Annotated in this window: 27 protein-coding genes; 12 read left to right on the top strand and 15 right to left on the bottom strand. The window is 70.5% G+C overall.

Features of this window, described 5'->3' with window-relative positions; genetic code table 11:
• Positions 1 to 50 precede the first annotated feature (50 nt).
• Complete coding sequence (locus tag E5671_RS41515; RefSeq protein ID WP_160509370.1) at positions 51 to 1,220, top strand: damage-control phosphatase ARMT1 family protein; 1,170 nt, start codon at positions 51 to 53, stop codon at positions 1,218 to 1,220.
• Between the two features lie 328 nt (positions 1,221 to 1,548).
• A complete protein-coding gene (locus E5671_RS41520) occupies positions 1,549 to 3,231 on the top strand; it encodes an ABC-F family ATP-binding cassette domain-containing protein (protein WP_160509371.1) in 1,683 nt (560 codons plus the stop codon).
• 329 nt (positions 3,232 to 3,560) lie between these two features.
• Here E5671_RS41520 and E5671_RS41525 read toward each other — a convergent pair whose 3' ends face one another.
• Positions 3,561 to 4,208 (bottom strand): hypothetical protein, encoded by a 648-nt coding sequence (locus tag E5671_RS41525; RefSeq protein WP_237330352.1) that lies wholly within the window; start codon positions 4,206 to 4,208, stop codon positions 3,561 to 3,563.
• A gap of 21 nt (positions 4,209 to 4,229) precedes the next feature.
• Between E5671_RS41525 and E5671_RS47170 the strand changes: the two genes are divergently transcribed.
• Complete coding sequence (locus tag E5671_RS47170; RefSeq protein WP_272902848.1) at positions 4,230 to 4,358, top strand: hypothetical protein; 129 nt, start codon at positions 4,230 to 4,232, stop codon at positions 4,356 to 4,358.
• Between the two features lie 29 nt (positions 4,359 to 4,387).
• Here the strand turns inward: E5671_RS47170 and E5671_RS41530 are convergent, their stop codons facing one another.
• The 4 genes from E5671_RS41530 to E5671_RS41545 form a co-directional block, all read right to left on the bottom strand.
• Positions 4,388 to 5,650, bottom strand: a complete 1,263-nt coding sequence (locus E5671_RS41530) for a DUF6545 domain-containing protein (RefSeq protein ID WP_160509373.1) — start codon at positions 5,648 to 5,650, stop codon at positions 4,388 to 4,390.
• Complete coding sequence (locus tag E5671_RS41535; protein ID WP_160509374.1) at positions 5,650 to 6,252, bottom strand: ImmA/IrrE family metallo-endopeptidase; 603 nt, start codon at positions 6,250 to 6,252, stop codon at positions 5,650 to 5,652. The genes E5671_RS41530 and E5671_RS41535 overlap by 1 nt, the downstream gene beginning before the upstream one ends.
• A gap of 129 nt (positions 6,253 to 6,381) precedes the next feature.
• Positions 6,382 to 7,599: a cytochrome P450 family protein gene (locus E5671_RS41540; RefSeq protein WP_160509375.1), complete on the bottom strand. Its 1,218-nt coding sequence runs from the start codon at positions 7,597 to 7,599 to the stop codon at positions 6,382 to 6,384.
• Complete coding sequence (locus tag E5671_RS41545; protein ID WP_237330353.1) at positions 7,592 to 8,746, bottom strand: cytochrome P450; 1,155 nt, start codon at positions 8,744 to 8,746, stop codon at positions 7,592 to 7,594. The genes E5671_RS41540 and E5671_RS41545 overlap by 8 nt, the downstream gene beginning before the upstream one ends.
• Positions 8,747 to 9,104: 358 nt before the next feature.
• On the opposite strand from E5671_RS41545, the gene E5671_RS41550 reads away from it, so the two are divergent.
• Both E5671_RS41550 and E5671_RS41555 read left to right on the top strand, forming a co-directional pair.
• Positions 9,105 to 9,836: a helix-turn-helix domain-containing protein gene (locus E5671_RS41550; protein ID WP_160509377.1), complete on the top strand. Its 732-nt coding sequence runs from the start codon at positions 9,105 to 9,107 to the stop codon at positions 9,834 to 9,836.
• A 110-nt stretch (positions 9,837 to 9,946) separates the two neighbouring features.
• Positions 9,947 to 11,260: a hypothetical protein gene (locus tag E5671_RS41555; protein ID WP_160509378.1), complete on the top strand. Its 1,314-nt coding sequence runs from the start codon at positions 9,947 to 9,949 to the stop codon at positions 11,258 to 11,260.
• Positions 11,261 to 11,277: 17 nt separating this feature from the next.
• On the opposite strand, the gene E5671_RS41560 is transcribed toward E5671_RS41555, so the two are convergent.
• The 5 genes from E5671_RS41560 to E5671_RS41580 all read right to left on the bottom strand — a co-directional run bounded on the left by E5671_RS41560 (position 11,278) and on the right by E5671_RS41580 (position 15,738).
• A complete protein-coding gene (locus E5671_RS41560) occupies positions 11,278 to 11,601 on the bottom strand; it encodes an RDD family protein (protein WP_336605995.1) in 324 nt (107 codons plus the stop codon).
• 329 nt (positions 11,602 to 11,930) lie between these two features.
• On the bottom strand, positions 11,931 to 12,491 hold the full coding sequence (locus tag E5671_RS41565) for a DoxX family protein (RefSeq protein ID WP_160509379.1): 561 nt from the start codon (positions 12,489 to 12,491) through the stop codon (positions 11,931 to 11,933).
• Between the two features lie 83 nt (positions 12,492 to 12,574).
• Positions 12,575 to 13,018, bottom strand: coding sequence for a hypothetical protein (locus tag E5671_RS41570; RefSeq protein ID WP_160509380.1), 444 nt, complete (start codon positions 13,016 to 13,018; stop codon positions 12,575 to 12,577).
• A gap of 251 nt (positions 13,019 to 13,269) precedes the next feature.
• Positions 13,270 to 14,820, bottom strand: coding sequence for an alpha/beta hydrolase (locus tag E5671_RS41575; RefSeq protein ID WP_160509381.1), 1,551 nt, complete (start codon positions 14,818 to 14,820; stop codon positions 13,270 to 13,272).
• Between the two features lie 84 nt (positions 14,821 to 14,904).
• Complete coding sequence (locus E5671_RS41580) at positions 14,905 to 15,738, bottom strand: AraC family transcriptional regulator (RefSeq protein ID WP_160509382.1); 834 nt, start codon at positions 15,736 to 15,738, stop codon at positions 14,905 to 14,907.
• 50 nt (positions 15,739 to 15,788) lie between these two features.
• Between E5671_RS41580 and E5671_RS41585 the strand changes: the two genes are divergently transcribed.
• The 3 genes from E5671_RS41585 to E5671_RS41595 all read left to right on the top strand — a co-directional run bounded on the left by E5671_RS41585 (position 15,789) and on the right by E5671_RS41595 (position 18,793).
• Complete coding sequence (locus tag E5671_RS41585) at positions 15,789 to 16,202, top strand: cupin domain-containing protein (protein ID WP_237330354.1); 414 nt, start codon at positions 15,789 to 15,791, stop codon at positions 16,200 to 16,202.
• Positions 16,203 to 16,395: 193 nt separating this feature from the next.
• Entirely contained in the window at positions 16,396 to 17,664 is a 1,269-nt protein-coding gene (locus E5671_RS41590; protein ID WP_160509383.1) for an aminotransferase, read from the top strand.
• A gap of 166 nt (positions 17,665 to 17,830) precedes the next feature.
• The gene (locus E5671_RS41595; RefSeq protein ID WP_160509384.1) at positions 17,831 to 18,793 is read left to right on the top strand and encodes a hypothetical protein; all 963 of its coding nucleotides are present in this window, start codon (positions 17,831 to 17,833) and stop codon (positions 18,791 to 18,793) included.
• A gap of 61 nt (positions 18,794 to 18,854) precedes the next feature.
• Here the strand turns inward: E5671_RS41595 and E5671_RS41600 are convergent, their stop codons facing one another.
• Both E5671_RS41600 and E5671_RS41605 read right to left on the bottom strand, forming a co-directional pair.
• A complete protein-coding gene (locus tag E5671_RS41600) occupies positions 18,855 to 19,421 on the bottom strand; it encodes a GNAT family N-acetyltransferase (protein ID WP_160509385.1) in 567 nt (188 codons plus the stop codon).
• A gap of 49 nt (positions 19,422 to 19,470) precedes the next feature.
• Entirely contained in the window at positions 19,471 to 19,788 is a 318-nt protein-coding gene (locus E5671_RS41605) for an ArsR/SmtB family transcription factor (protein WP_160509386.1), read from the bottom strand.
• A 124-nt stretch (positions 19,789 to 19,912) separates the two neighbouring features.
• Between E5671_RS41605 and E5671_RS41610 the strand changes: the two genes are divergently transcribed.
• On the top strand, positions 19,913 to 20,233 hold the full coding sequence (locus E5671_RS41610; RefSeq protein ID WP_160509387.1) for a putative quinol monooxygenase: 321 nt from the start codon (positions 19,913 to 19,915) through the stop codon (positions 20,231 to 20,233).
• A 475-nt stretch (positions 20,234 to 20,708) separates the two neighbouring features.
• Positions 20,709 to 21,620 carry a LysR family transcriptional regulator gene (locus E5671_RS41615; protein ID WP_160509388.1) on the top strand — a complete coding sequence of 304 codons (912 nt, stop codon included), beginning with the start codon at positions 20,709 to 20,711 and terminating at the stop codon, positions 21,618 to 21,620.
• 58 nt (positions 21,621 to 21,678) lie between these two features.
• Here the strand turns inward: E5671_RS41615 and E5671_RS41620 are convergent, their stop codons facing one another.
• Together E5671_RS41620 and E5671_RS41625 are read right to left on the bottom strand one after the other, a co-directional pair.
• Entirely contained in the window at positions 21,679 to 22,449 is a 771-nt protein-coding gene (locus E5671_RS41620; RefSeq protein ID WP_160509389.1) for an oxidoreductase, read from the bottom strand.
• Between the two features lie 166 nt (positions 22,450 to 22,615).
• On the bottom strand, positions 22,616 to 23,185 hold the full coding sequence (locus E5671_RS41625; protein WP_160509390.1) for a TetR/AcrR family transcriptional regulator: 570 nt from the start codon (positions 23,183 to 23,185) through the stop codon (positions 22,616 to 22,618).
• Positions 23,186 to 23,294: 109 nt separating this feature from the next.
• Between E5671_RS41625 and E5671_RS41630 the strand changes: the two genes are divergently transcribed.
• Positions 23,295 to 24,188, top strand: coding sequence for an NADP-dependent oxidoreductase (locus E5671_RS41630; RefSeq protein WP_160510761.1), 894 nt, complete (start codon positions 23,295 to 23,297; stop codon positions 24,186 to 24,188).
• A 203-nt stretch (positions 24,189 to 24,391) separates the two neighbouring features.
• Here E5671_RS41630 and E5671_RS41635 read toward each other — a convergent pair whose 3' ends face one another.
• Complete coding sequence (locus E5671_RS41635; protein ID WP_160509391.1) at positions 24,392 to 25,276, bottom strand: NAD(P)-binding domain-containing protein; 885 nt, start codon at positions 25,274 to 25,276, stop codon at positions 24,392 to 24,394.
• Between the two features lie 146 nt (positions 25,277 to 25,422).
• On the opposite strand from E5671_RS41635, the gene E5671_RS41640 reads away from it, so the two are divergent.
• Positions 25,423 to 26,025, top strand: coding sequence for a TetR/AcrR family transcriptional regulator (locus tag E5671_RS41640; protein ID WP_160509392.1), 603 nt, complete (start codon positions 25,423 to 25,425; stop codon positions 26,023 to 26,025).
• The last annotated feature ends 67 nt before the right edge of the window (positions 26,026 to 26,092 follow it).

Here is a 26,092-nt window from a genome sequence, read left to right on the forward strand (position 1 = left end):
AGACCGGCCTGCCCTCAAGTCGTCAAATAGTGAGAAGAAAAGGTGAAGGAATGAACGACGCAGTCGACGCCCCCGTCATCCTGAGCAACGAGCCCGGCTCGTTCCCCAGGAGCGTGCTCGCCGAGCGGCACCCCGCGCTCATCAAGAAGGTGCGCGACGCCTTCCCCTACGGTCCGCGGCAGCATCGCGCCCTCGACGCCCTCCTTGTGCAGGCCACGGAGGGGGTGATCGAACCGCTGGGACCCGAGGCGCACGACCGTCACCTGTGGGACGAGTGGGGACGCGAGTACTTCGGTCTGTCCTGGTTCGACGTGCCCTTCCTGTGGGCCGAGAGCTACTTCTACCGCCAACTCCTCGCCGCTGTCGGGTACTTCGAGGCGGGGCCCTGGCAGGGGATCGATCCGTTCCGCCCCTTCAAGCAGGCGGAACTCCACACCGGGGAGGCCGACGAGGAACTGGCCGCGCTCGACCGGCTCGCCCCGCGGCCCGTCGACGAGCAGCGTCAGGCCCTGCTCCTGGGCTCACTGTGGGGCAACCGCGCGGACCTGGGCTTCGCCGTGGGCGGCGGCGGTGCCGGGGCCGTCGACTCGCGTCTCGTCGCCGACGACTCCGAGCTGCTGTGGTCCCTGCTGCCCGAGGGCGGCGCGGCCACGCTGTGCCTGGTCGCGGACAACGCCGGACGCGAGCTGCTTCCCGACCTCATCCTGATCGACCACCTGCTGCGGCACCAGCGGGCCGAACGGGCCGTTCTGCACGTCAAGCCCTACCCGTACTACGTCTCGGACGCCATGACCGCCGACGTGATCGACTGCCTGCGCCGGCTGAACGGCGCGCGGGGCGCCGCGGCGGAGGTGGGCGAACGCCTGTGGTCGGCGATGGGCGACGGCCGGCTCGAAGTCCGCAGCCACACCTTCTCCTGCGCCCCGCTGCCGTACGCGCGGATGTCCGACGACCTGCGCCAGGAATTCGCCGACGCCGACGTGACCGTCATGAAGGGCGACCTGAACTACCGGCGCCTGGTCGGCGACCAGTTGTGGCCCGCCACCACGCCGTTCGAGGAGCGCACGGCGTACTTCCCGGGACCGGTGGCCGCCCTGCGGACACTGAAGTCCGACGTGATCGTCGGACTCGACGAGCGGACCGAGGCGACGCTCGTCGCCGAACACGGCCAGGGGTGGCGCACCAGCGGGACCCACGCCCTGATCCAGGCACGGCGGTGACCTCAGGCGGTGACCTCAGGAGATGACATAAGGCTTTGCCTTTCTCCCCTGTGGTCGTTATCGTCTCGAACGGTCCTGTTGTCTCCGATAGAGGTGGACGTTGCGCATCTGAGGTTCGCGATCACCGCGCCGTACGGCCCTTCGCCGTACGCCCGTCACGCCGCAGCCGGCCTTGCCGTGCCGCCCGTGACCCCGCGTGGATGCGACCTCGGTGCATGAGCCGTCCCTCGATCTCCCGGACCGCCGCACCCCCTCTCCCGGCCGGTCGCCGCGTGGTGCTCGCATACGACGCCCCCTGCCCGCCACGTCTGCGACTGCGAGATTCACCATGCCTCTGCCCACGACACCCAGCGCCTCCCTGACCTGCTCCGCCCTGACGTTCCAGTGGCCGGACGGCACGAGCGTCTTCGATGGTCTCTCCGTCAGCATCGGCCGGGGCCGCACCGGGCTCGTCGGCGCCAACGGCACCGGCAAGTCCACCCTGTTGCGTTTGCTCGCCGGTCAACTGCGCCCGTCCCAGGGCTCGGTGACCGCCGGCGGCAGCCTCGCCTACCTGCCGCAGAACATCACCCTCGACACGACCCTGCGCGTCGACCAGGCCCTGGGCATCGCCGAGCGGCGCGCCGCACTGCGTGCCATCGAATCCGGTGACGTACGCGAGGAGCACTTCGAGACGCTCGGCGACGACTGGGACGTCGAGGAGCGAGCCCTGGCCCAGCTGGGGTCACTCGGCCTCGGCGACGTCGAACTCGACCGGACCGTGGGCCAGTTGTCCGGCGGGGAGACCGTGCTGCTGCGCCTCGCCGCACTGCTCCTGGAGCGCCCGGACGTCCTCCTCCTCGACGAACCGACCAACAACCTCGACCTGTTCGCGCGCCGCAGACTCTACGAGGCCGTCGACTCCTGGCGCTCCGGCGTCCTCGTCGTGGTCAGCCACGACCTCGACCTGCTCGAACGTGTCGACCGCATCGCCGAACTGCGCGCCGGCTCGGTGAGTTGGTACGGCGGCGGCTGGTCCGCCTACGAGGAAGCGCTGGCCACCGAGCAGGAAGCGGCAGGACGGATGCTGCGGGCCGCGGAGGCCGACGTACGCCGCCAGAAGCGCGAACTGGAGGAGACCCAGGTCAAGGTGGCCCGCCGCCAGCGTCACAGCAAGAAGATGGACGCCCAGCGGCGCGCCCCGCGCATCGTGGCGGGGGAGAAGAAGCGCTCCGCGCAGGAGTCCGGGGACAAGCTCCGGGGCCTGCACGAGGAGCGGCTCAACGAGGCACGCGAGCGGCGCGAGGAGGCGGCGGACGCGATCCGCAACGACGCGGAGATCCGCGTCAGCCTCCCGCACACCGCTGTGCCCGCGGGCCGCACGGTGCTGACCCTGCGCGAACTGCGCCCTCGCTTCGGCAAGTTGCGGGATGGCAGCCTGCATGTGCAGGGGCCCGAACGGATCGCTCTCGTCGGGCGCAACGGCGCCGGCAAGACGACGCTGCTGCGCACCCTCACCGGGGAATTGGCACCCCTGTCCGGCGAGGTCAGGACGTCGGTGCCGCTGCGGTTCCTGCCGCAGCGCCTGGATGTGCTCGACGACGCTCTGAGCGTCGCGGCGAACGTCTCCCGCCTTGCTCCCGGGCTCACCGACAACCAGATCCGTTCCCAGCTGGCGCGCTTCCTCTTCAAGGGGGCACGCGCCGAACAACTGGCGGGCACCCTCTCGGGCGGCGAGCGCTTCCGTGCCGCGCTCGCGGCGATGATGCTCGCCGCCCCGGCCCCTCAGCTGCTGATGCTCGACGAGCCGACCAACAACCTGGACCTGGCCAGCGTGCGCCAGCTGACCGGCGCACTGGAGTCGTACGAGGGCGCGCTCCTGATCGCAAGCCACGACCTGACGTTCCTGGAGTCGGTCGGCATCACGCGCTGGGTGCTCGTCGCGGAGGAACTCCAGGAGACCACCTCGGACGAGGTCCGCGATCTCCTGGCAGCGCCGGGCCGGGGTGATGCGGGAGAATCCTCGGCCTAGGAACCTGCGGAAGTGGGCCGGTCGGCGCGCGCGCTGACGACCGCGGCACCGCGGCCGTCGTCCCTGCCCCGGCGCGCTGCCGAGCTGATCGCGAGCCACTTCGAGGCGGTCGTCCGGGCGGCCGAGGGGTGCCGTCGGCGCGGCACACGACGGCCCCACCCCGACCGGCGAATCCCTGTCCACCGCGCTCACGACGGCCCTGGCCCACGACACCCGAGCACGGGCGAGGGCCGTGGCCGCCACGGTCCGGGCCGACGGGGCGGAGGTGGCCGCGAAGCTGCTGGTCGACATGGTCAGCTGAGAAGGCCCCCCACGGGGCCCTGTCCGCGTCAGGCGATCGGCTCGCGCATCTCCTCGCGTACTGCCAGCGTGATGCGTGCGACCTCGACCAGGTCGACGTCTTCGGGGGCCTGGCTCACGTTCTCATCGGTGATCAGACCCACACTTGCCCCGGTGTTGGCGTCGCCCCACGCGCACATCGGGACGTTGCTCCGCACCCCGGCCTGCTCGGAGGTCAGCACCTGGCACCGCAGTGTCATGCCGGAGCCCTCGGGCGTGATGTCGTGCGCGGGGACGGCGACCGTGGCGCCCGGTGCTTCGGCGGCGCCCTCCATCATGTAGGTCCGCGACAACGCCGGATCCTTGAACCGCCCGTACATGCCGGAGACGACCAGCCTGCTGCCGTCCTGCTCGCCTTGTCCCGTGTACCCGCCCACGACGCCCGTCGGGTCGCGGACGTTGCTGCGGCTCCGGTTCTCCTCCACCATTTGCCGGCCCGTGGTGTCCGAGAGGTCCGTGCTGAGCTTGAACGTCCCCCCGACCATTTCGGCGGGCACCCGCAGGCGATACTTCGCCTCCGGGAACCCTGCCCCGTCGCCGAACACCGCGAACCCGGCGATCGCCACCACCAGGGCCCCCACGCCGGCACCGACGACGGCGAGAATCTTGCCGGTGCTGTGCCTGGGCGGCGGAGCCATGGGCGGCGCACCCCATGGACCGTGCCCTGCGGCGTAGGGCTGCTGCCCGTACGGCTGGCCCTGCTGCGGGAAGGGCGGATGAACGTAGGGCGGTTGCGGAGGCTGCTGCCCGTACGGGGGCGGGGCAGCGCCGAACCCACCGGGCTGTGATGGCGGCGTGGACATGCCGATACGCTACGTCACCCTCCGGGCACGGCAACGCCAGGCCCAGCAGGGGCGGTTACCCCGCAGCCTGCGCGGGTGACGGCTTCGGAGACGAGCGGAAGGTTCAAGTGCCGTGCCACCAGGACGAGGTGGGCCCGCTCTTGTTCCTCGGGGACTCTGCCGCCGGGCATGGCCTTCAGACGCGTGTGGTCAGGCAGCGGCGGCAGGCCCTGGCCGCGCGCTCGGGCCGCGTGCAGTACGACGGCGGCGGCCTGGGCCGCGACCAGGTCGAAGTGGTCGGGCAGGTCGGCTTCACGGTCGGCGAGGCCGGCCACTGCCTGAGCGGGTGCCCCGCTCCACCACGGGCTCAGGACGCGCTCGCCCTCGCGGATCTCGGCGAGCCGGCGGAGCAGTTCCACCCGCCAGTTCCGCCACCAGAACAGCGGCTGCGGAGCGAGGACGAGCTGTCCGTTGTCCTCGCCGAGCCGTGTCGCCACCTTCCACAGCTGTTCCATCGCCCGGCAGTCGCGGCGCTCCTCGCGCCGGGAGCTGAACACGAGCCGGGCCAGGGCGAAGGAAGCGGCCACGCCGCTGGCGATGGTGGCAAGCCATGCGCCCTCGGCAAGGAAGTCCAGGCGATGTGTGCCCGTGGCGACGGCTGAGATCACCGCGGTGAGGGTCAGGGCGATGTTGGCGATGTCCAGGGCCACGGCGGTCGCGAACGCCTTGAGGCTCTTCTGCAGGGCCATGTCGAGGTCGGGCCGCCCCGGCATGACGACGCCACGGCACTGCTGCATGGTGACGAGCGCGGTGGCGACGATGCCGACCGAGTAGACGACCTGGAAGGCGACGACCTGCCAGATGTCGGCATAGGCCGCGGAGTAGCGGAGGGGGCGTGCGGGGCCCCGCACGTCGGCCCAGACGTAGAGGACGGTCATCAGGAGGATGGCGCTGCCGTACACCGGCGCCCAGGTGGCGATCGTGCGCCGCAGGGCGGCCCGCTCCTTGCGTGCCGGGTGCCACAGCTGAGTCATCAGGTGGGCATGGCCGAGACACAGCAGGGTGGCGGAGTTGACGATGAGCGCCGGAAGATTGGCGGAGCCCGCGGCCGCGCCCACGGCCCGGTAGACGGCGGGCGTGCAGAGCAGGAAGATCACGCCGCAGTGGATCAGGACCGACGCCGTCAGTTTGAGGGTGAGGTCCGGATTGCCCCGGGCGGCGTGGGCCTTGGCGAAGCCCAGGGTCAGGGCGAATCCGGCGATGGCCAGATTGACCGCGGTGAGGACCACGTGCCACATCAGTGGAACCGCCGGTTGGCGAAGGCGGAAGTGAGCGACCCCGCGCCCTTCTTGCCGGTCAGTTGCAGCGCGGCGACGGTCCCGAAGGCCTCCGCGCGCCACTCCGCCTTGCGCTCGAATGTCGTACGGAAGAAGACGGGGCCGCTCATGACGTCGTCCACCAACCCGGGTGGCAGGGAGGTCAGTTCGCTCTCCAGGGCGTCGGAGCCCTGGAAGTGGTGCCCGCTGACGCAGTCGTCGTCGTCCTCACCCTCGAGCAGGTGGAAGAGCTCGTGGCCCAGGATGAAGCGCTGGTGGTGCGGGCTGGTGTTGGTGGTGATGACGATACGGTCGCCCTCCTTCCCCGGCAGGCACATGCCCGTCGCCTGTGGGCTCAGAGAGCGCTGGACGATCTCGATGGGGCGGCCGCGCTTCTTCCCGACGGCCTCGACCAGGTCCATGAGCCCGGCGTCGGGTTCCAGCGCGAGTTCCTTGTAGATGAGGCGCGCTGCGCGACGTTCTTCCATGCTCCAGGCGAGGCGTTTGCGCACGGCCGTGGAGACCCGGCCGGGGATCAGGCGGCCTGGGCCGGTGCGGTGCTCGGGGGTGCCGGTGGAATGCATGGGGTCAGCCCTCCCAGACGTGCGTCCCGCGCCGGGACACTATCAGCCCGTCCTGCCGGTGATCGAATCCCATGGCGCGAGAGCAACTCCCGGTCAGCACAGCCATGTTGGAGAGGTCGGAAGCATCACCTAGACCGCTGTCCGGCTCCTCAGCAGAACCGGCAGAGCCCCGGCGGCGTTGGACGAGTAGGAGGCCACCGGCTCCGGCTCGGCGGCGAGTTCGACGTCGAACCGGCTGTGGAGGGCCCGCAGGCCGGTCGCGCCCACCATCTTCGCCAGTGGAGCCCCGATGCAGTAGTGGACACCATGGGAGAACCCGAGATGGGAGGCCGCCGCCTCGCGCAGTACGTCGAACTCCTCGGCTGTCGGGCCGAATTGCCGCGCGTCGCGCCCGGTGGCCGCGACATGGATCACCACGGCTTGCCCTGCCTTGATCTCCGTGCCCGAGAGGGTCACGTCCTTCGCGGCGTAGTAGAACATCACCGTGCGGACCGGGCTGTCGCGGCGCAACGTCTCGTCGATGACGGCCGCCCATGCGTCCGACTCGCGGGCCAGGGCGAGCTGTTCGGGATGGCGGGCCAGGTTCACCACCGCGTTGCCGATGAGGTTGGCGGTGGTCTCATGCCCCGCGAAGAGGAAAAGGAGCAGGGTCTCCGTCAACTCCTTCTCGCTGAGGCTGCCTTGTCCGTCGCCGTGGGCGGCGATGAGGGCCGAGGTCAGATCGTCGCCGGGCGCCGCGGACTTCTCGGAGATCAGCTCACTGATCACGGACACGAGACCCGTCTTTGCCGCCGGCGCCTCCTCGGCGCGGCTCTCGTCGTGCAGGGCCGCGAAGTTGTCGGCGAGCTGCTCGCTCTTGTCCAGACCGAGCCCGAACAGGCTGCAGATGATGGCCATCGGCAGCGGGAGAGCGAACGCCTGCCGCAGGTCGACCGGGCCGGGCTCGGCAGCCAGGTCGTCGGTAAGGCGCTGGACGATCTCCTCGACGCGCGGCCGCAGTGCCTCGATCCGGCGCGGCGTGAAGGCCTTGCCCACCAGTTTCCGCAGCCGGGTGTGGTCCACGCCGTCCGCGTTCAGCATGCCGGAGAGGGTGATCAGTTCCAGCAAGGGCCAGCTGTCGGGCACCTCACCGTCGGTGTACGCCTGCCAATGCGCCGGATTCTTGCGGAAGTCCGGGTGGGTGAGCACCTCGCGCGCGGTGGCATGGTCCCCGGTGGCCCACACCTCCACGTCGCCGGTGAGCCGGACCCGCACCACCGGGCCCCGGTCCCTGAGGCCGCGCCCCTCGGCCACGACGAGGTCGCGCGGGTCGAGCAAGGTCACTTGAGGCGGCGTCAGGTCAGGCATGAAGGGGGACCTCCGAGGCGGATCGGGCGGTCGGGGCGAAGCGGACGGGCAGGGCCTCCAGGGCGCGAACGATGACGGACGGGCGCCACGTCAGGGACGCGCCGTCGGCGAGGCGGACGTCGGGCAGCCGCTGCAGCAGGCAGTCGACCGCTGTCACCGCGATCGCCTCCGCCAGGTCGGGGAACGGGCACTCGTGCTCCCCCGCGCCGTAAGGGAGGTTGGCCTCGCTGTGGGCGGCCATCGCGGCGCGCTCGGCGTCCGACCCCATGCACGGGTCCTGATTGACGGCGGCCAGGTCGAGCACGAGCATGTCGCCGGCCGCGATGTCCTGCTCACCCAGGCGGGCGTCCCGCGTGGCCCAGCGGCCGATGACGCGCTGCAGCGGGGGCTGCTCCCACAGCGTGGCCCGCATGGCCCCCTCGATGTCGGCGAGGCCGTGGTTCACGTCATTGCGCATCTGCGCACTGTTGACCTGCCGTTCGAGGCCGTTCGAGATCCAGTTCCCCATGGCGCCCATGGCGGAGGCCAGCGTGAGCCACACCTGCTCGCGGATCTCCTCGTTGCTGCGGGCGATCTCGTCCGTGCTCCGGGCCGTGTCCTCTTCGATGAGCCAGGCGATCGCGTCGGCACCGAGCTCCCGCCGCCGGTAGGCGATGTGGCCCTCGATGACGCTCATGATCTGCTGGTTGGCCTGCTGCGCCTCCTCTCCGCCGTCCAGGAGTGCGGGCAGGGCGGTCACCAGCTGCTGCGCCGCCTGCTCCGAGAACCCGAAGATCCGCATCAGGACCATGAGGGGCAGCTGCGCCGCGTACTGGGCGACGAGGTCCGCGCTCCCGGTCTCGCAGAACTGGTCGATCAGGCGGTTCGCGCGGTCGCGCGTGTAGCGGCGTACGGTCCCGGGCCGGGTACGGCCCAGACTGCGGGTGAGGGCTCCGCGTAACCGTGTGTGTTCCTCCCCTGTGGCGAACAGGGCGTTGGGCCGCTCCTGCGTGTGCAGCGCCAGGGACCAGTCGGCGGGTACCGGGCTGCGCGGCCGCCAGGGCCGAGGGCTGCGGCTGTAGGCCACCCCCTCGCGCATCACGACCTTCGCCTCCTGGTAGCCGATGACCAGCCAGGCGAACACCCCGTCCAGGGTGATGGGGACCACGGGCCCGTGCTCGGCCCGCATCCTGCGGTACATATCTCGCGGGTCCGGGTGCGCGTCGATCTCCGCCAGCGGCAGCGCCGCGGGATGAGCGGGGCAGCCCGGGGGCGGTAAGAGAGTGCTGGCAGCGGCGGGAAAATCAGGATAGGAAGTCATGACACCGATTCAGTCGTCAACAATTGGGGAATGCCGCAGCGTGAGGCTGGCACGAACAGCCGTGTTACGGCCCCTCATCTGGTCAGCGATCTTCCTGCACCCCTCGACGGGGTGTCAACGATCGAGGAAGCCCGCAGGTGGGGGCGGGCGTCAGTGGCTATCCTCAAACCGCCCATCGTGTTCCGTGGCCCTTGGAGACCTACAGGTGAACGCAGACGCCGACCCCGGAGGAGGCGGTATCGACCGGCTGCTGGCCGCCTCCCACGCGGACGCCCAGCGAGAAGGGCTGCCGCGGGAGTACCTCCTGAGGTATGCCATCGACCGGTTCCTGGTCGATGTCGACGCCTACGCCGCCCGGTTGGGCAAGACCAGGGGAGACCTGCTGCCTCCGCGGCACGTCTCCTACATGACCGGCATCGCCGCAGAACGCGCACAGGCGCTGCTCGACGGGGCACCTCTCACCGAGGAGGAACCGGCGGAGGCCAAGGAGCGGGAAGGCTTCCGCCTGGCCCTCCTGCTGCCGCGCCTGACCTTCCTCAGGGCCACGCGGCTCAACCCGGACACTCAGAAGCCGTTCAGGGACGCCGACATCGCCGCGCGGACCGGCATCACGCGGCAGACCGTCTGGAACATCTTCAACGGCGAGCGCAAGCCGCGCCACGACATGGTCGGCACCCTGGAGAACTTCTTCCGCGCTCCCCTGGGGTTCTGCTTCCGCAGTGAGGGCGAGGCCCTCGCCGAACATCTGAGGCGCATGGTCAACGAGGATCTGCCGAAGCTGGCAACGAAGGTCGCGCTCAAGCGACTTGGGGCCGACAGCCTCGCCCTGCGCAGCACGGGCGAGGTCGACGTGCTGCGGGACATCCTCCCTGCCCTGGACACGCTCGCGCTTCAGGAGCGCGCGCGACGGGCGAGCCTGGAGCCTCGGGACGAGTAGACGGTCCCTCCGAGTGCCCCAATTGTTGACAGGTCGTTGGGCGTACACCAGGCTGTCCGGCGTACACAAAGATCTACGTGACTCGTCAATGCTTGAGGAGCACATCCGTCATGGCCCTCCAGCCGGCCGCGCCCGCTGCCCTTGAGACCGCTTCGACACCGGGGGAGACCGCTTCGACCCCGGTCCGCGCGGCCGTAGTCGTGGCCCCCTACGGCGATGGCGGCGCGTACGCCCGCGAGTTCACCGCGCGCGGCTGGCCCTGCGTCGCGATCGAACTGGCCCCCGACGTCCTGCCGCCGGAACTCGCGGGATCCACCGTCAGCGGGGAGTACCACCACCGGATCGTGCACACCGGCTCTCTGAGCGAGACCGTCAAGTCGCTGGCGCCCTACCGGGTGGGCGCGGTGGTCGCAGGGAGCTCACTCGGGGTCGATCTCGCCGACCAGCTGGCCGAGAGGCTGCGGAGCACGGGCAACGACCCCTCCAGCTCGCTGCTGCGCCACGACATCGGGCTCCAGGCCGAGACTCTGGCCATCGCGGGCGTGGCGGCCCCGCGCGGTATCCGTACGGCGAGTCTGGCCGCCGCGCTCGACTGGGCCGCCTTCCACGATCTGCCGGAGTATCTCGTCGCTGCGGCCGATACGACGATCGAAGCTCCCGTCCGGCGGTGCCTGTCGGGCTATGACCTCGCCGTGGCCTGGCGCGAGATGCTCCAGGCCACCCAACAGCAGGGCATGGGCCCGCACTTGGTCCTCCAGGAGTACCTGCCCGGCACCGTCTACCACCTCGACACCGTCACCGGGCGCGGCCCGCACGGCGCGGTGGAGCACCGCGTCACCCGCATCTGGGCCGAGACCCGGACCCCCGCCGGTCTGCACGACCGGTCGGACCTGGTCGATCCGCGCGGGCTCGTACCCCGGCTCCTGACCCTCTACATGCTGCGGGTCCTGGACATCCTCGGGGTGACCACGGGCGTGCTCCGCAGCCGCCTCGTGGTCGTGGACGGGCAGGAACCGGTGCTGGCGCGCGCTGAGCCCGGGCCGCCGATGGACGCCGCCGACCTCGTGCTGCGCGAGCTGACCGGAAGCAACCTCGTGAAGGACGCGGTACAGGCCGCGCTCCCCGGAAGCTCCCGCTTACCGACACGTCCCCTGCCCCGGCAGCACGTCGCACGCGTCTCTCTGATCGCTCCGCAGGACGGAGCGCTCGACGAGGGGTTGCTGCGAACGATCACGGCACTGCCCACCGTCCGGCAGACGGTGGGCGATCTGCGCCCCGGCGCCCGCGTGCGGCGCACCGTGGGCCGGACCGACTCCCCGGGCGAGCTGATCCTTGCCGCTGACAGCCGCAGGGACGTCGACACGGACCACCGGGCCATCAGGGCAGCCGAACGCCGGGGCCTGTACCGGGGAGCGGGCGCCTGACCCTCGCCGCTGCCGCGTCAAGAACGGATCGCCCGACGCTCCACACGCACCCCCACCGCGTCCTGCTGCTCCACGTCGCTGTCCGTCGCCAGATGAACAGGGACGAAGACGACCATCCAGTAGAAGCCGAACAGCCAACGCCCGATGAGCCGGACGAGGCCGGGACGTCGCCCGTCGGACGCGCGGACCACACGCAGTCCCGAGATCACTTTTCCGAGGCTGGCCCTGGCCGCCTGCGCGAGCAGGACATGGTTGACGAAGGACACTCCGACGGCCACGCCGAGTGCAAGGCCCCACACCGTGGGGGACTGCGGCCGCAGTTCGACCACGCCGTCACTCACCTTCACACCGGCCGCGGCTCCGGCCGCGAGGCCTCACACCAGAGCGACGAGCGCGTCGATGACGGCCGCGGACGCTCTGCGCGCCTGCGAGGGGGCCGCGACACGGGTGGGGACGTACTGCTGATTGACCACGACTCTGCTTCCCGGCCTCTTCCTTGGCTCAGTCCGAATGGGCCGCTAGCCGCCGGGCCCAGGCTGCACGCTACTGACCGAGATCGCGCGGGCGCCCGGGGGGGCACGTGAAGCAGCCACCGTGCTGACCACGTGACACGGAGCGTTGTTCCCCGCCGGGCGGGCCCGCCCGGCGGGGAAGTGCGAGGCTCTGTGGGTCAGTTGTGCAGGGCCACCAGGACGACCGCGGCCGACAGTGCGCCGAGTGCCACGGCGGTGATGCCGTGGGAGAGCCGGTGTGCGCGCGGGACGGGCAGGAGGTGGTCGACGGCGAACCTGCCGGGGCCGGCAAGCGCCAGGCTCACGGCAGCTGTGAGCAGGACCAGTTCGTACTCGATGCCGGCGGGGCTGAAGAAGCCATTGCCCCACTTCATGGCGATGGCGTTGAGCATGATCCCGAGGATGCCCGCACCGGCGAGCGGGGTGAGCAGACCGATGGCGAGACCGAGGCCGCAGAGGGTCTCGGTCAGACCGGCGACCGTGGCCATGGTCTTCGGGGCGGAGTAGCCGTCGCTCGCGAAGAACCCCGCGGTGCTGTCGAGACCGGCGCCGTTGAACCAGCCGAAGAGCTTCTGGCTGCCGTGGACGGCCATGGTCAGACCGACCGCGCAGCGCAGCAGAAGGAGGCCGATGTCACCGCCGTACTGCGCGGGGGTGAGCGTCGAGTTGGTGCCGCGGAGAGCGGCCGTGTGTGTGCTGGTGGAAGTGGAAAGGGGCATGCGGATCTCTCCTGTTGATCGGTGAAGGTGACGCGGTGATGCCGACCGGTTCTGTCGGCGCGGTGCGGGCGGAGAGATCCCGTCTACGTTCTGATGACCTGGGTTCTGTAGAGGTCGACGGACGTCGCGTCCGGGGGAGAGGCGCCGGGCAGTGCGGGAGCCTCGTCCCGCGGCTCGTACGGCGATGGCGTCGCCTCGAAGGCGGGCGAACTGGACCGCTCGGGAGCGGGCAACGCCCCGCGGGGCGCCCTGTTCTCGCCCTCGTGACAGCCACGGCTGCCGTCGCGGGCCCGGTCACTGCCACTGTCACTGCCACTGTCACTGCCACTGTCACGGCTGTCGACCGCGCGCTCGGCGTGCGGACCGAAGGAGGTGACGGCGGCCGCACCGCGCTCTTCGGCGACTGTCGCGACGGCGGTGCTCGACGGACCGTCGGTCCCGAGCGAGGGGACGAGGAAGAGGAAGGCCATGGCGAACAGGACCGTGCGCACCGCACCGCCCTGGAGTCGCGTCTCCCGTGTGGCCATGTCCGACCGATGGTAGGCCAGAGCGGGCGGCGGGCACAGAAGGAGACTGAGGCACGTGCCGTGACGACGGGGTCGTCCGGCTCACCGGTCCCGTGGTGAACTTCGCTTCGGCCGACCTGATCGGACTCCAAGGCTTCGCGGCGGAGAGCCCTGACGCGCTCGACCTGCTCCGACGGTTTCGGACGGCCTGAGACCTCGTCAGGCGACCACCGGCGGGCGATCGGGCTGGCGGTCGGGCCCGGTCGGGCGGTCTACCGGCGAGCGCACGTGATGTCGTGGGCGGGAAGGTCGCCCGTGCGCAGGTAGTCGTTGACCGTGCGGTCGGCGCAGGGGACAGGGCTCAGGCCTTCGAGACCGCGGCCGTACACGCCGTGGGAGCGGATGTCCGCGGTGACCAGGCGGGAGCCGCTCAGCTTGCGGTGCAGGGCCAGGGCCCCGTCGTAGGGGACGTTGTTGTCGTGGCGGGCCTGGAGCATCAGTACGGGTACGTCGTTGGCGATGGCCGTGCCCGGTTCGCGGGGCTCGCCGGCCCAGAACGCACACGGGGCGATCATGCCGTTGACGTAGGGGCCGAACACGGGCTGGCCGGCGCGGCTGCGCACACTGTTCTTCCAGTACGTCTCCGGGTCCTTCGGCCAGCCGCCCGCAGGCCAGCCGCCGTCACCGCACATGAAGAGCGCCCCGCCCACCATGCTGTCCGCCAGGTCGGGCGAAGCGAGCAGCTCCAGCATCGCGGCGAGTTCGGGGCCCGGCGCGACCGGCTTCCCCGCCGCGGCGTCGACCAGGTCGCGGATGATCGCGGCCAGCGTCGGGTCGTTCTCCGTGTGCTGAATCGGCTGCTTCAACAGCAGCCGCAGGACAGGGGCGTTGAGGCGTTGCCCGTCGATGCTGACCGGCCGACGCTCGGCCTGCGTGAGGAGCCGCTCGACGCGCATCCGTACGTGGGCGGCCGTGCGGCCCAGCCGGTACGTGTCGTGGTGGCGGGCGGTCCAGGCGGCCCATTCGTCCAGTGCTTCCTCGGCCGGTTCGCCGGAGCGCTGGAACAGTTCGTACTGGGTGGCCGCCGGGTCCGTGGAGGAGTCGATGACCATGCGGTCGGTGCGGCGGGGGAACATCTGGGTGTAGACGGCGCCCAGGTCGGCGCCGTAGGAGATGCCGTAGTAGGAGAGCTTCCGCTCGCCGAGGGCGTTCCTGATCACGTCCATGTCCCGGGCCACGTTGCGGGAGGACGCGTGCGGCAGCAGTTCCGCGTTGTCGCCGTGCTCCTGGCAGCGCCGCGCGGTGTCCCGCGCGGCCCGCACCGACGCGTCGAAGTCCGCACGGGGTGATGTCGAAGGGCCGGGCGGGGACGGCGACTTGGCCGGTGCGCAGGTGATCGGGGAACTCTCGCCGAGGAACCGCGGGTCGAACCCGATGAGGTCGTACCGATCGGCCACCTGCTTCAACGCGGGCCGCAACGCAAGGGTGTTGGCGAGACCGCTGCCGCCGGGGCCACCGGGATTGGACAGCAGGATGCCGCGGCGGTCGGACGAGGCCTTGGCCTTGATACGGGAGACGGCGATCTGGAGTGTGCGCCCGCCGGGATCGGAGTAGTCGAGGGGAACGGCCACCTTCGCGCACTCCGCCCCCGCGGCGTTCAGCTCCGTCTGCGCCTTCGAGCAGGGACCCCAGGCCGGCCGCTGCTGCTCGTGGGCCGGGATCGGGCGCGGGGCCCGGGAAGAAGTCGCCGTCGAAGGCACGGCTCCGGCGAGCAGTCCGGCCAGGCTCAGGCCTATCGCGAGTGAGGGGGTGACGCCGCGCATCGTGCTCCTTGGGATTGCCTGAGTCGGAATCGACGGAATCGATGGAATCGACGCTAGGAGCACGGGCGGTGACAGAACATCAGGTCACCTGGTCGATGCGTACGGGGGCTGGCCCCCGCCCCGCCCATAGCGTCCGGGTGTCGTGCCCACGTGGCGTGTGAAGTGCCGGTTCAGATGGGCCTGGTCGTGGAATCCCACGGCGGCCGCGACCTCGGCGGGGCGACGACCGTCGAGCAGCAGGTGGCGTGCCTGGTCGATGCGCTTGCCGGTGAGGTAGGCGTGCGGCGGCAGGCCGTAGGTCTGCCGGAAGCAGCGGATCAGGTGGGTGGGGTGCGCGTGCAGGGTGTTGGCGGCCTCTTGCAGCGGGAGACCGGTGGCGGTCCGGGAGTCCAGGAGTTCGCGCAGTGCGGCCGCGAGACGGTTGGCTTCGAGGCCCGGTGTGCGGGGCCGCAGCGCGTCGAGGTGGACGTGGAGCCGCTCGCGTATGAAGGAAAGGCGCGACTCGGCTTCGAACTCGTCTCCCGTGTGGCCGAGGGAAGCGTGGAGTTGGTGGATCCGATGGCGCAGCAAGGCGTCTTCGAGGACCGGACCGTCCACCGCGCCGTCGGCCAACCGCTGGGGGAGCACCGAGTCATCGAGGTAGAGCACGCGTTTGCGGAAGCCCGAGGCCGTGACCGTCCGTCCGTCGTGGGGCACGCCCGGAGGCAGCAAGAGAACGTTGGCGGTGCCGGTCGCGTCATGGCGGCGGCGGTCGAGCGCGAAGTCGACCGCCCCGTCATCGAGGATCATCAGGTCCCAGGTGTCGTGGGTGTGAGCCGGATACGCGTGGTCGGTGAAGTGCGCGTGGAAGACCTCGGCGATCCCCGGAACCGACGGCCGCCAAGCGCTGATGGACGTGCGGGGCCGCTCTTCGTTCATGCCAGGAACGTACAAGACCGGCCGAGTCCGGTCGCGGCAGGCTCACGTCCATGAGGAACGAACACGGCATGTCCGAGAAGCCCGTCCCCGTCAACATCGACGACAGGGTCCCCGTCAGCATCGCCGACAGGCTCGCGGGGTTCAGCGAACTGTGGTCGCAGAAGACAGTGGCCACCCTCAACGACTACGAGGTCAAGCTGGCCAAGCTGCACGGGGAGTTCGTCTGGCACAGCCACGAGGACACCGACGAACTGTTCCTGGTGATCAGCGGACAGCTGACCATCCAGCTCAGGGACGGCGACGTGACCCTGGCGCCGGGCGAGCTGTTCGTGGTTCCGCGCGGCGTCGAACACTGCCCGGTGGCGGACGAGGAGACCGCCATCCTGCTCTTCGAGCCTGCGGGGACGCTGAACACCGGCGACGCCGGCGGCCCGATGACCAAGGCCACCGAGCTCGTCTGCTGATCTTGACCGCGTTACGTGTGTGAGGGCGGCCACATCATGGACCGCGTCGGTCTCCTGGAAGAGTGACGAGCGCCACCTGCCGGGGCATGGGCAGGCCATCGCTTTGTATCCTCGGCGGGCAGTGCCGATACCCCCGTCGCAGGCCCGGGCAGCTCACAGGCCCGGGCTGCGCCGACAACGTAAGGACACACCAATGACCACCGAGCTGAGCCCCGACGCCGTGACCGGGCTCCTTGAGCGGGCCCGCCAGGACTATCAGGACCTCGCAGGACGCGGGCTCTCGCTCGACCTCACGCGCGGCAAGCCGGCGCCGGAGCAGCTCGACCTCTCCGAGGACCTGCTGAGTCTGCCGGGCGGGCGGCACACCTCCGCCGACGGCACGGACGTACGCAATTACGGCGGTCTGCAGGGTCTGGTGGAGCTCCGGGAGATCTTCGCGGACGTGCTCCAGGTGCCCGCAGGGCAGCTCCTCGCGCTCGGCAACTCCAGCCTCGAGCTGATGCACGACTGCCTCGTGCACGCCCTGCTGAGCGTGGTTCCGGGGGCCGAGTCGCGCTGGGTGGACCAGGAGCGGATCGCGTTCCTGTGCCCGGTCCCGGGCTACGACCGGCACTTCGCGCTCTGCGAGCGGTTCGGGATCGACATGATTCCCGTGCCGATGACCGCCGAGGGTCCTGACATGGACGTCGTGGAGCGGCTCGTCGCCGAGAACCCCGCGGTCAAGGGCATCTGGTGCGTCCCGAAGTACAGCAACCCCGACGGTGTCTGCTACAGCGACGAGACCGTCGCCCGCCTCGCCTCGATGCAGGCCGCCGCGCCCGACTTCCGGATCTTCTGGGACAACGCGTACGCCGCCCACCACCTCACCGAAGAGCCCGTCGAGATCGCCGACCTGCTCACCGCCTGCGTGGACGTCGGCAACGCGGACCGTGTCTTCGTCTTCGGCTCCACCTCGAAGATCACCGCCGCGGGCGCGGGCGTCGCGTTCTTCGGCTCGTCGCCCGCGAACCTGAAGTGGCTGCTCGCCAACAACGCCAAGCGGTCGATCGGCCCGGACAAGATCAACCAGCTGCGGCACGTCATGTTCCTGCGGGACGCCGACGGTGTGCGGGCCCACATGGAGCGCCAGCGCGCCCTCCTCCAGCCGAAGTTCGAGGCGGTGGCCCGGATCCTGGAAGCGGAGCTCGGCTCCACCGGCCTCGCCCGCTGGACCGACCCCAAGGGCGGCTACTTCGTCACGCTCGAACTGACCGACGGTGGCGCCAAGGAGGTCGTGCGCCGTGCCGCCGAGGCAGGCATTGTCCTGACCCCGGCCGGCGCCACCCACCCCTACGGCGACGACCCGCGCGACGCCACCATCCGCATCGCACCCAGCTACCCGAGCCTCGCCGAGCTCGAGCAGGCCATCGCGGGGCTCGCCGTGTGCGTACGGCTCGTGGGGTACGAGCAGCGGGTCGCCTAGGCCCGAGGGATAGGCCCGAGGGGCCGCCCACGGACAGAGCTGGAAGCCGGAAGCGGGAACGCATGCCATGCGTTCCCGCTTCCGAGCCTCAGCCCCGATGACACCTGCCCGCTTCCGGCCAGTAAACTGCGCGCGCTCAGAAGTGGCGCAGGAGGCGGGGGAAGTCGTGGCACACGGGGGCTATCAGGGCTGGGGACCGGGGAACGGTCAGCCGCAGGGCGGCGGCCCGAATCCGTACGGGCCTCAGGGCGGCGGCCCGAATCCGTACGGCCCGCCGCAACCCGGTCCGTATCCGCCGCCGCACCCGTACCCACACCCACACCCACAGCCGTATCCGCTCCCGCCGCAGCCCGTCCGGCGGCGGCGTTCCGGGTGCGCGCTCTTCTTCGTCTCGCCGCTCATCCCGTTCATCCGTTCCGCCCGCCGCCGCGCCGAGGCGATCTTCAACCAGCCCGGCGCAGGGCGCGTCGCGGACCCGGTCGTGTCGAGGGTGCAGCTGGGCCGCGCGATCGCCGGTGCGGCCGCCAGCTTCCTCCTCGTCTACACCTACGGAGCGGACGACGGCTGGAGCGGGGTCGCCAACGACGGCGTCGTGAAGCTGATCCTCGCCCCGCTGCTGCTCATCTTCACCGGGCCACTGGTCGTCCTGGGCTTCATCCGCTACGCGCCCGCCGCGCAACGGCGCGTGCTCCGCTCCCGGCTGCGTGAGCCGCTCAAGGCCGTGGCCTGGTACGTCGGCATCCTGGTGGGTGTCGCACTCGTACTTGCGGGCAGCGCCCTTGTGCTCAAGCAGAACCACGGCACGCTCGTGAACGGCCTCATCGCGCTCGCGCTGCTCATCGGTCTCGTCTGGCTGCTGCCGTTCCTTCTCTTCGCCTCCGCCTACGCCGCGCGCTACGCCTTCAACACGTCCAACGTGCACGCCGCTCTGCCGGCCGCGCTCACCGTCGTACTCGTCTGGGAACTGATGCTCTTCAGCGTCGCGCTCGAAGGGGGTCTGCCACACGGGCCGCCGGCCGTGCAGTGGTGCGCGATCCTCGGCGGCCCGTTGTCCGTGACCGCGGTGGTCCTGTGGGAACTCCACCGGATGCGCACCCGCCATGGCGTCCGCATCCGCAACCGCGGATGACGTGAGTCGTGTGCGGTCGGGGGTGTCCTCGGCGCCGATGCCGTGGACCGGCCTCCAGGAACTAGCGCCTGTCCGGGGAGTCGAGAACCATCTCGCGCTCCACCTTGGAGGGGTCGCCCTTCATCGGGACGGTCTCCCCGGAGCACACGAATCCGTATTGCCGGTAGAAGCTCTCCGCCCGCGCGTTGTCCTGGTGGACGAACAGGCGCACCCGCGCCACGTCCGGCACCGACCACGCCCACCCGACGGCCGTCTCGAAGAGCGCGTCGATCACTCCGCTCCCGCGGTACTCGGGGCGCACGTATACGCCGGCGAGATGCGCCTGGCGCTGCTGAAGGGGGCCGCCGAACACATCGTCGCTGCCCGTGTCCTCGATGAGCACGGTCACCGAGCCGCTCCAGATCCCGTCCCGGCCCTCGGCCACGAACTGGCGCACCTGCGTCCCGTCGGCTGCCCTCTTGGCCCGCTCCTGCCAGAAGGTGTCCGGTTCCGCGGCGGCCTTCTCGTACGTCTCGAGAAAGGCGATCGGAGCCACCGGGTCCTGCAGTGACAGAAGCCGCAACTCCTTCACCTCGGGCCACTCGTCGGCACGTATCGGACGGACGGCAACGCGGGAAACCTGGTTCATGCTGCCGCACCCTACGTGTGGCTCACGTGGCTCATGTGGCTCACGGCACTCACTCCTCCGCCTCTGCCGTGACGACCCCAAGGAGCCCGGGAAACCGCTGCTCCAGATCCGCCCGGCGCAGGGTGGCCATCCGGCTGTTGCCGCGGGCGACCTGCTGGATCAGCCCGGCCTCGCGCAGCGCGCGGAAGTGGTGCGTGACGGTCGCCTTGGAGACCGGCAGCGCGAAGGAACTGCACGTGCGCGCGGTGCCGTCGGGCGCGGCGGCCAGCTCGCGCACCACGCGGCGACGCAGCGGGTCCGCGAGTGCGGCGAGCACCGGGCCGAGCCGCATCTCGTCGACGGTCGGGTGACCTTCGTCGTCGGGCATACCGGACGCCTCCCTTCAGGTACGGCTTGCATCGTACCTAGGGGACCGCTAGCGTCCACCCGGCACCTAGGTACGAGATCAATCGTACCTAGCAAGCAGGATACCTATCGAGGAGAGAACCTTCATGGACCAGCCGTTCACGCTCGTCGGCACCGCCCGCCCCAAGCCCGAACGCGCCGTCGACCTGAAAGAGCTCCTGCTCTCGTTCGTCGAGCCGACGCGGCAGGAGCCCGGCTGCCTGGAGTACCACTTCCACGAGGACCGGGACGAGCCCGGCGTCTTCGTCTTCTACGAGGCGTGGCGCTCCCAGGCCGACCTCGACGCCCACCTGGCTCTCCCGCACATGCGGGCCTTCTGGGAGCGGCGGATGGAGTACCTGGAGTCCGACCTCGACATCCGTTTCCTGACCATGCACAGTCCGTACTGGTCCGCTGTCGAGGCCTGATGAGGATTCGGCCATGTTAGAGGCCTGATCCGGCAAGCTACTGCCCATCGATGCCCCTCGCACCTATGGTGGTGCGGACACGACTGGGTGCCAGGGGGTGAGACCGATGGCTTTCACTGAGATTGCTGTAGCCGTTATTACGGCCGGGCCTGCCTATATCGCGGTCTTTCTGGCCGCACGCAAGGCCCAGGGCGAGCCGGCGCAACCGCAGGCTTGTGCGCAGCACGCCACCTGCGAGCAGTGCACGGGTCGAACCCCGACGGATAGCGTGCCGGACAGCCTCATGGGCTGGGCTCTGGCAACCTGACCCGACCCCCCTACTTCGCTGTACCGCGACGGGCCCGCCACCTCCAGGGTGGCGGGCCCGTCGCGGTACGCGGGAATCTCCGTCGGCGGCGCTGAGTTGCTCACGACTGCAACGGCCGCAGCGCAGAGGACGGGGTGGGCTCGGTCCGCCGCGGGAGGGATGGAATCGATGAGCCTTCGTCAGTACGAGTACGCCCTGGCCGTTGCCGAGGAGGGATCGGTGACGGCGGCGGCGGAGCGGCTGCACGTCGCTCAACCGTCGGTGTCCCAGCAGATCCGCGGCCTGGAGCGGGAACTCGGCGTGGAACTGTTCGCCCGCACGCCGACCGGACTTGTGCCCACCGTCGTCGGCCGCGCGTTCCTGCGGGAGGCGGAGGTCGCGGTGAGCGCGTCGCGCCGGGCGAGGGCGACGGCGCGGGCCGGTGCCGACGAGTTGGTGGGCGAGCTGGTGGTCGCGGTGCAGATGGGCTTCGGCACGCGGCAGTTGCCGGGCGCGTTGGGCGCGCTGCGTCGCCGCTTCCCGCGGCTCGAGGTCACGGTGTTCGAGGAGCCGAGCTCCGCCGAGCTGGAACGCCTTGGGCGCCGGGGCGTGCTGGACCTCGCGCTGATGGCGGCTTGCGAGCAGACCCCCGCCGACGCCCACCACCTCGGTGACGAGGAGTTCGTCGTGGTCCTTGCCGCCGGGCACCGGCAGCTCGCAGCGGAACGGGTCGAGCTGCGCGAGCTGGTGGGGGAGCCGTGGGTGAGGTTCGACCGCGACAGCGCGCTCGACGGGGTGTTGATGGACGTGCTGCGGGGCGTGTTGCGGGACGACGAACTGCCCCCGACCACGGCCGCCCGCGTGTCGCAGACGGCCACGGCCGTGCGCTGGGCCGCCCAGGGGCTGGGGGTGACGCTGGTCCCGGCCTCCGCTGTGCCCCACGAGCACGAGCACCTCGTTCGCCCGGTGTTCCCGGTCGTGTCCCAGCCCGTCATCGCCGTGGTCCGGCAGGCCGCGGGTCCGGCGGAGACGGCTCTGCTCGAACTCCTGCGTAAGGAGAACTGGTCCACCGAGTCCGCTCTTTCCTCACCGGTTTCCTGACGGGATGCTGTCCCGACGGGCCTGTTTTTCTGAGTTGGCGTTCCGGAATTCCGTGGCGTCAGCCCCTGGGGAATTCTCCGCCGTCCACGACGACATTGCTCCCGGTCAGCCAGCTCGCCCGGTCGGACATGAGGAACAGCACCGCGTGGGCGATGTCGTCGGGCCGGCCGTCGCGTCCCAGCGGGGGACTTGTGTTGTCCTGGCCCGGCCCCGAGTCCAGGCGCGCCCACTGCTCCCGCGTCGCTTCACCGCCGGGGGTGGCGGTTCTGCCGGGAGACACGGTGTTGACCCGGATCCCGAACGGGGCCAGCTCCGATGCCAGCCCCCGGCTGTAGCTCTCCAACGCCGCCTTCGCCGCCACGTAGTGCAGGAACGGTGGTGCCACGGTGGGGACCGCGGCCGATGAGACGTGCACGACCGCTCCCGAGCGCCGTTCCCGCATCCCCGGTGTCAGCAGCGAGTCCAGCCGCACCGACGCCAGAAAGTTCAAGTCCAGCGCGTTCTGCCACTCCTCGTCGGGGATGGCCGAAGCGCCCTTGTACGGTTGCGCCCCACCCGCGTTGTGGACCAGGACGTCCACCCCGCCGAGCACCTCCCGCGCGGCCGCCGCGAGCGCCTCCGCTCCAGCCCGTGTCCGCACATCGGCCTCTACGAAGGTGGCCCCCTCCGGCACCGTGCTCGTCGCCGACCTGGCGGTCGTGAGCACCTCGGCGCCCGCGTCCAGGAGTTGGCGTACGACGGCCGCTCCGATTCCGCGGGAACCACCTGTGACCAGGGCCCGCTTTCCCGCGAGTTCGCGCGTTCCCGATACGTCCTCAACCGTGGTCATGCCACCGGCCCTCTCCATCGTCCATTCGTCCGTTCGACCTGTTTCAAGGTAGGTCCGGAAAAGAACGAGGGGCAAAGACGAATTGTCAGCAGGCGCTATAGGGAATTCCTATATCGGGGAGGGAGGGAGGGAGGGAGGGGAAGAGAGCTCGACGCTGTCGGGAAGGTCAGGTGGCCTTCCAGGCCGCGTCGATCATCAGGAAGACCTCGTCCACGGCGGCTTCCGGATCGGTCGCCTCGCGGGCCAGCGAGAACGCGTCGATCGCGAACCTCGCGATCGCCCGGCAGGCCGTCGTGGTCTGCGCCAGCTCGGGATCGGCGGCGATGGCCGCTGCCACGGACTCCGCGTGGCGCAGCCTCATCGACTCCTCGTACACCCGCAGGGCGGGTGACGAGTCGATCAGGCGCCAGATCGGGGCGGCGCCGTCCGCCGTGCAATGTCGTACCAGGGCCAGGATCTCGCGGTGCAGCGCAGGGATGAGGGGCTCGTTCGGCGCCCGGCCAGTGACCGCCTGCGTGAGGCGTTGCTCGAAGTCCGCGTCCTGCTCGAACACCAGGGCCTCTTTCGAGGCGAAGTGGGAGAAGAGCGTGGTGACGGCCACGTCGGCCTCGGCGGCCACGTCACGGATGCCCACCGCTTCGTACCCGCGTTCCAGGAAGAGCCGCAGGGCGGTCTCAGCGATGTTCTGGCGGGTCGCGGCCTTCTTGCGCTCACGACGTCCGGTCGGCACGGTCATGCCGTGATGCTACCAGTTGCAAAGCTGTAACCGTTCTAAAACCCTAACGGTTAGTGTTATGGTCTGCCGCATGACGACGATCGAGAGCATGAAGAGGACGAGCAAGAGCATGAAGAGAGTGAGCTTCGCCGAGTTCGGCGGTCCGGACGTCCTGCGGCTCCTGGACGCCGAGAAGCCTCACGCCGGACCCGGCCAGATACGCATCGCAGTGCGGGCGGCGGGCGTGAACCCCGTCGACTGGAGGCTTCGCGAAGGCCAGATTCTGGGGGCCCATCCGATCGAGTTGCCTGCCGGAGTCGGCCTTGACGCCTCCGGGGTGGTGGACGAGGTCGGTGAGGATGTCGAAGGGGTCGAGGTCGGCGACCATGTGTTCGGCGAAGGCGCGAGCACCTACGCCGAGTTCGCCGTGCTGGGGGCCTGGGCCCGTATGCCCGACGGCCTGACGTTCGAGGAGGCGGCCGGGTACCCCTCCGTGGTGGAGACCGCGCTGCGCGTCATCCGCGAGGTCGGTGTGCGGTCGGGGCAGACGCTGCTGGTCAGCGGTGCGTCAGGGGGAGTCGGATCGGCGGTGCTGCAGATCGCACGCGACCGGGGCATCACGGTGATCGGCACGGCCGGGGCCGCGAACCAGGACTATCTGCGCAGCCTGGGTGCCGTCGCCACGACGTACGGCGAGGGCTGGGTCGAGCGGGTGCGCGAGCTCGGCCATGTCGACGCGGCTCTCGATCTGGCCGGCTCGGGCGTGATCCGGGAGCTCATCGAGCTGACCGGGGATCCGCAGAAGGTGATCTCCATCGCCGATCTCGACGCGCCGAAGCTCGGTGTCCGGTTCTCCGGCGTTGCCGGGAGCGTGCCGGAAGCGCTGGCCGAGGCCGCCGGTCTCATCTCGCGGGGGAAGCTCCACATCCCGGTCGAGAAGTCGTACACGCTGGCCGAGGCCGCCGCGGCGCACATCGACAGCCAGGCCGGTCACGCGCGCGGGCGCCGGGTCATGGTTGTCTGAGCCGTTTCCGTTCGCGCGACGGCCAACTTGGTCCGTTCGCGCTACGGCCAACTTGCTCCGCTCGCGCGACGACCAACTTGGTTGAGCCGCCCGGCTGATGAACAAGGGTTTCGCCAGTGGCTCGGCGACGCTCCTCGGCCGGGCGCCCATCGTCCCCGCAGCCGACCGGATCCGTAATGCGGGCGAAGCGCCGGGGTCGAACGTCAGTCACAGCACGCACCGTCCGTCCGGGCCTCCAGCGCGCGCAGTACGGCCACCATGTCCTCGCCGCCGTGCCCCTGTGTCACCGTCTCGTCGAAGAGGGTGTGGCATACGTCGAGGAGGGGCGAGGCCAGGCCGGCCTTGCGGGCGGCCTCGGCAATCAACTGGTTGTTCTTCAGGACGTCCTTGGCCGCCGCCTGGACGGCGAAGTCGCGGTCGAGCAGCTTCGGCGCCTTCACGCGGGATACGGAGCTGGCCATCGGGCCCGCGTCCAGGACGTCCAGGAACCTGCGTCGGTCGAGCCCATGCCGGTCGGCGAAGTGGAAGGCCTCGGCCAGGCCGGTGACCAGCGTGATCAGAAACAGATTCACCGACAGCTTCATCAGCAGGGCGCCCGGGACGTGACCGCAGTCGAACACCTCCCGGCACATGGGCCCGAGCAGGGCCCGCACCGGCTCCACCGCGTCGGCGTCACCTGCCAGCATGGCCACCAACTGCCCCTTCTCCGCCGGGACTCGGGACCCGGAGACAGGGGCCTCGACGTAACGCCCGCCCGCGGCGCGGATGGCCTCCTGAAGGCCGCCCGAGTACTCCGGCGACGTCGTGCCCATGTGGACGACGACGTGCCCGGCGACGCGCGCGGTGAACTCCGGGGTCCCGCGCCCCAGGACCGTGTCGACGGCGGACTCGTCGGCCAGCATGAGGATCACGACGTCGGCCCGGTCGAAGACCTCGGCGGGGCTCGCCGCGACCTCGGCTCCGGCGGCGCGCAGGGGTTCGCAGCGGGCAGGGGTGCGGTTCCAGACGAGGAGGGGCGTCCCGGAGCGGGCGAGGTTGAGCGCCATGGGCTGACCCATGACCCCGAGTCCGACGAAGCCTGTGTGCACGACGCACCCCCGTCCCGGCCCGCACAGAGGCGTCGCCGTCACTGACTATGACCGCTGTCATAATAGCCACTCTATGACGATGGTCATAGAGTGGCTTCCGGAAGCCGGAGGATCCCGGAAGCCGGACGCAACAGTGGAGGTCGAGCATGGCGGTGTCGGAGCGGGGGCCTCGCGAGCGGATGGTCTTCAGCGGGGCCCAGCTCATCCGGCGCGACGGGGTCGCCTCCACGGGAATGCGCGACGTCGCCGCTCACGCGCAAGCACCGCGCGGATCGCTCCAGCACCACTTCCCCGGCGGTAAGGAGGAGTTGGTCAACGAGGCGGTGGGCTGGGCGGGCCGGTACGCGAGCCGTCGCGTCGGTCGCTTCCTCGCGGCCCTGCCCGAGCCGACCCCCAGCGGTCTGTTCGCCGAGATGGTGCGCCAGTGGACCGACGAGTACAGGACCGCCGGGTTCGCGGGCGGTTGTCCCGTCGCCGCCGCCACGGTGGACTGCGCGGAGTCGACTGAGTCCACGCGGGAGGCCGCGTCCGCCGCTTTCGCCACCTGGGGCGGTTCGGTGGCCCGAGCCCTCGTGGACATGGGCGTCCCGGAGGCGCGGTCAGAAGCGCTCGCCACGCTCATGATCAGTTCCCTGGAGGGGGCGATCCTGATGGCCCGGGCCGAGCGGGACGTCCGCGCTCTGACGACCGTGGCCCAGGAACTCGGCCCCCTTCTCGATGCCGCAGCGAGCACGCCGATGCCGGGGTGAGTACATCCAGGCCGTGGTGAGCACCGCCGGGGTGGGAGACGAGAACGGTCTCAAGTCCGCGGTCTGC

The sequence above is a fragment of the Streptomyces sp. BA2 genome, from assembly GCF_009769735.1.
GTDB lineage: Bacteria > Actinomycetota > Actinomycetes > Streptomycetales > Streptomycetaceae > Streptomyces.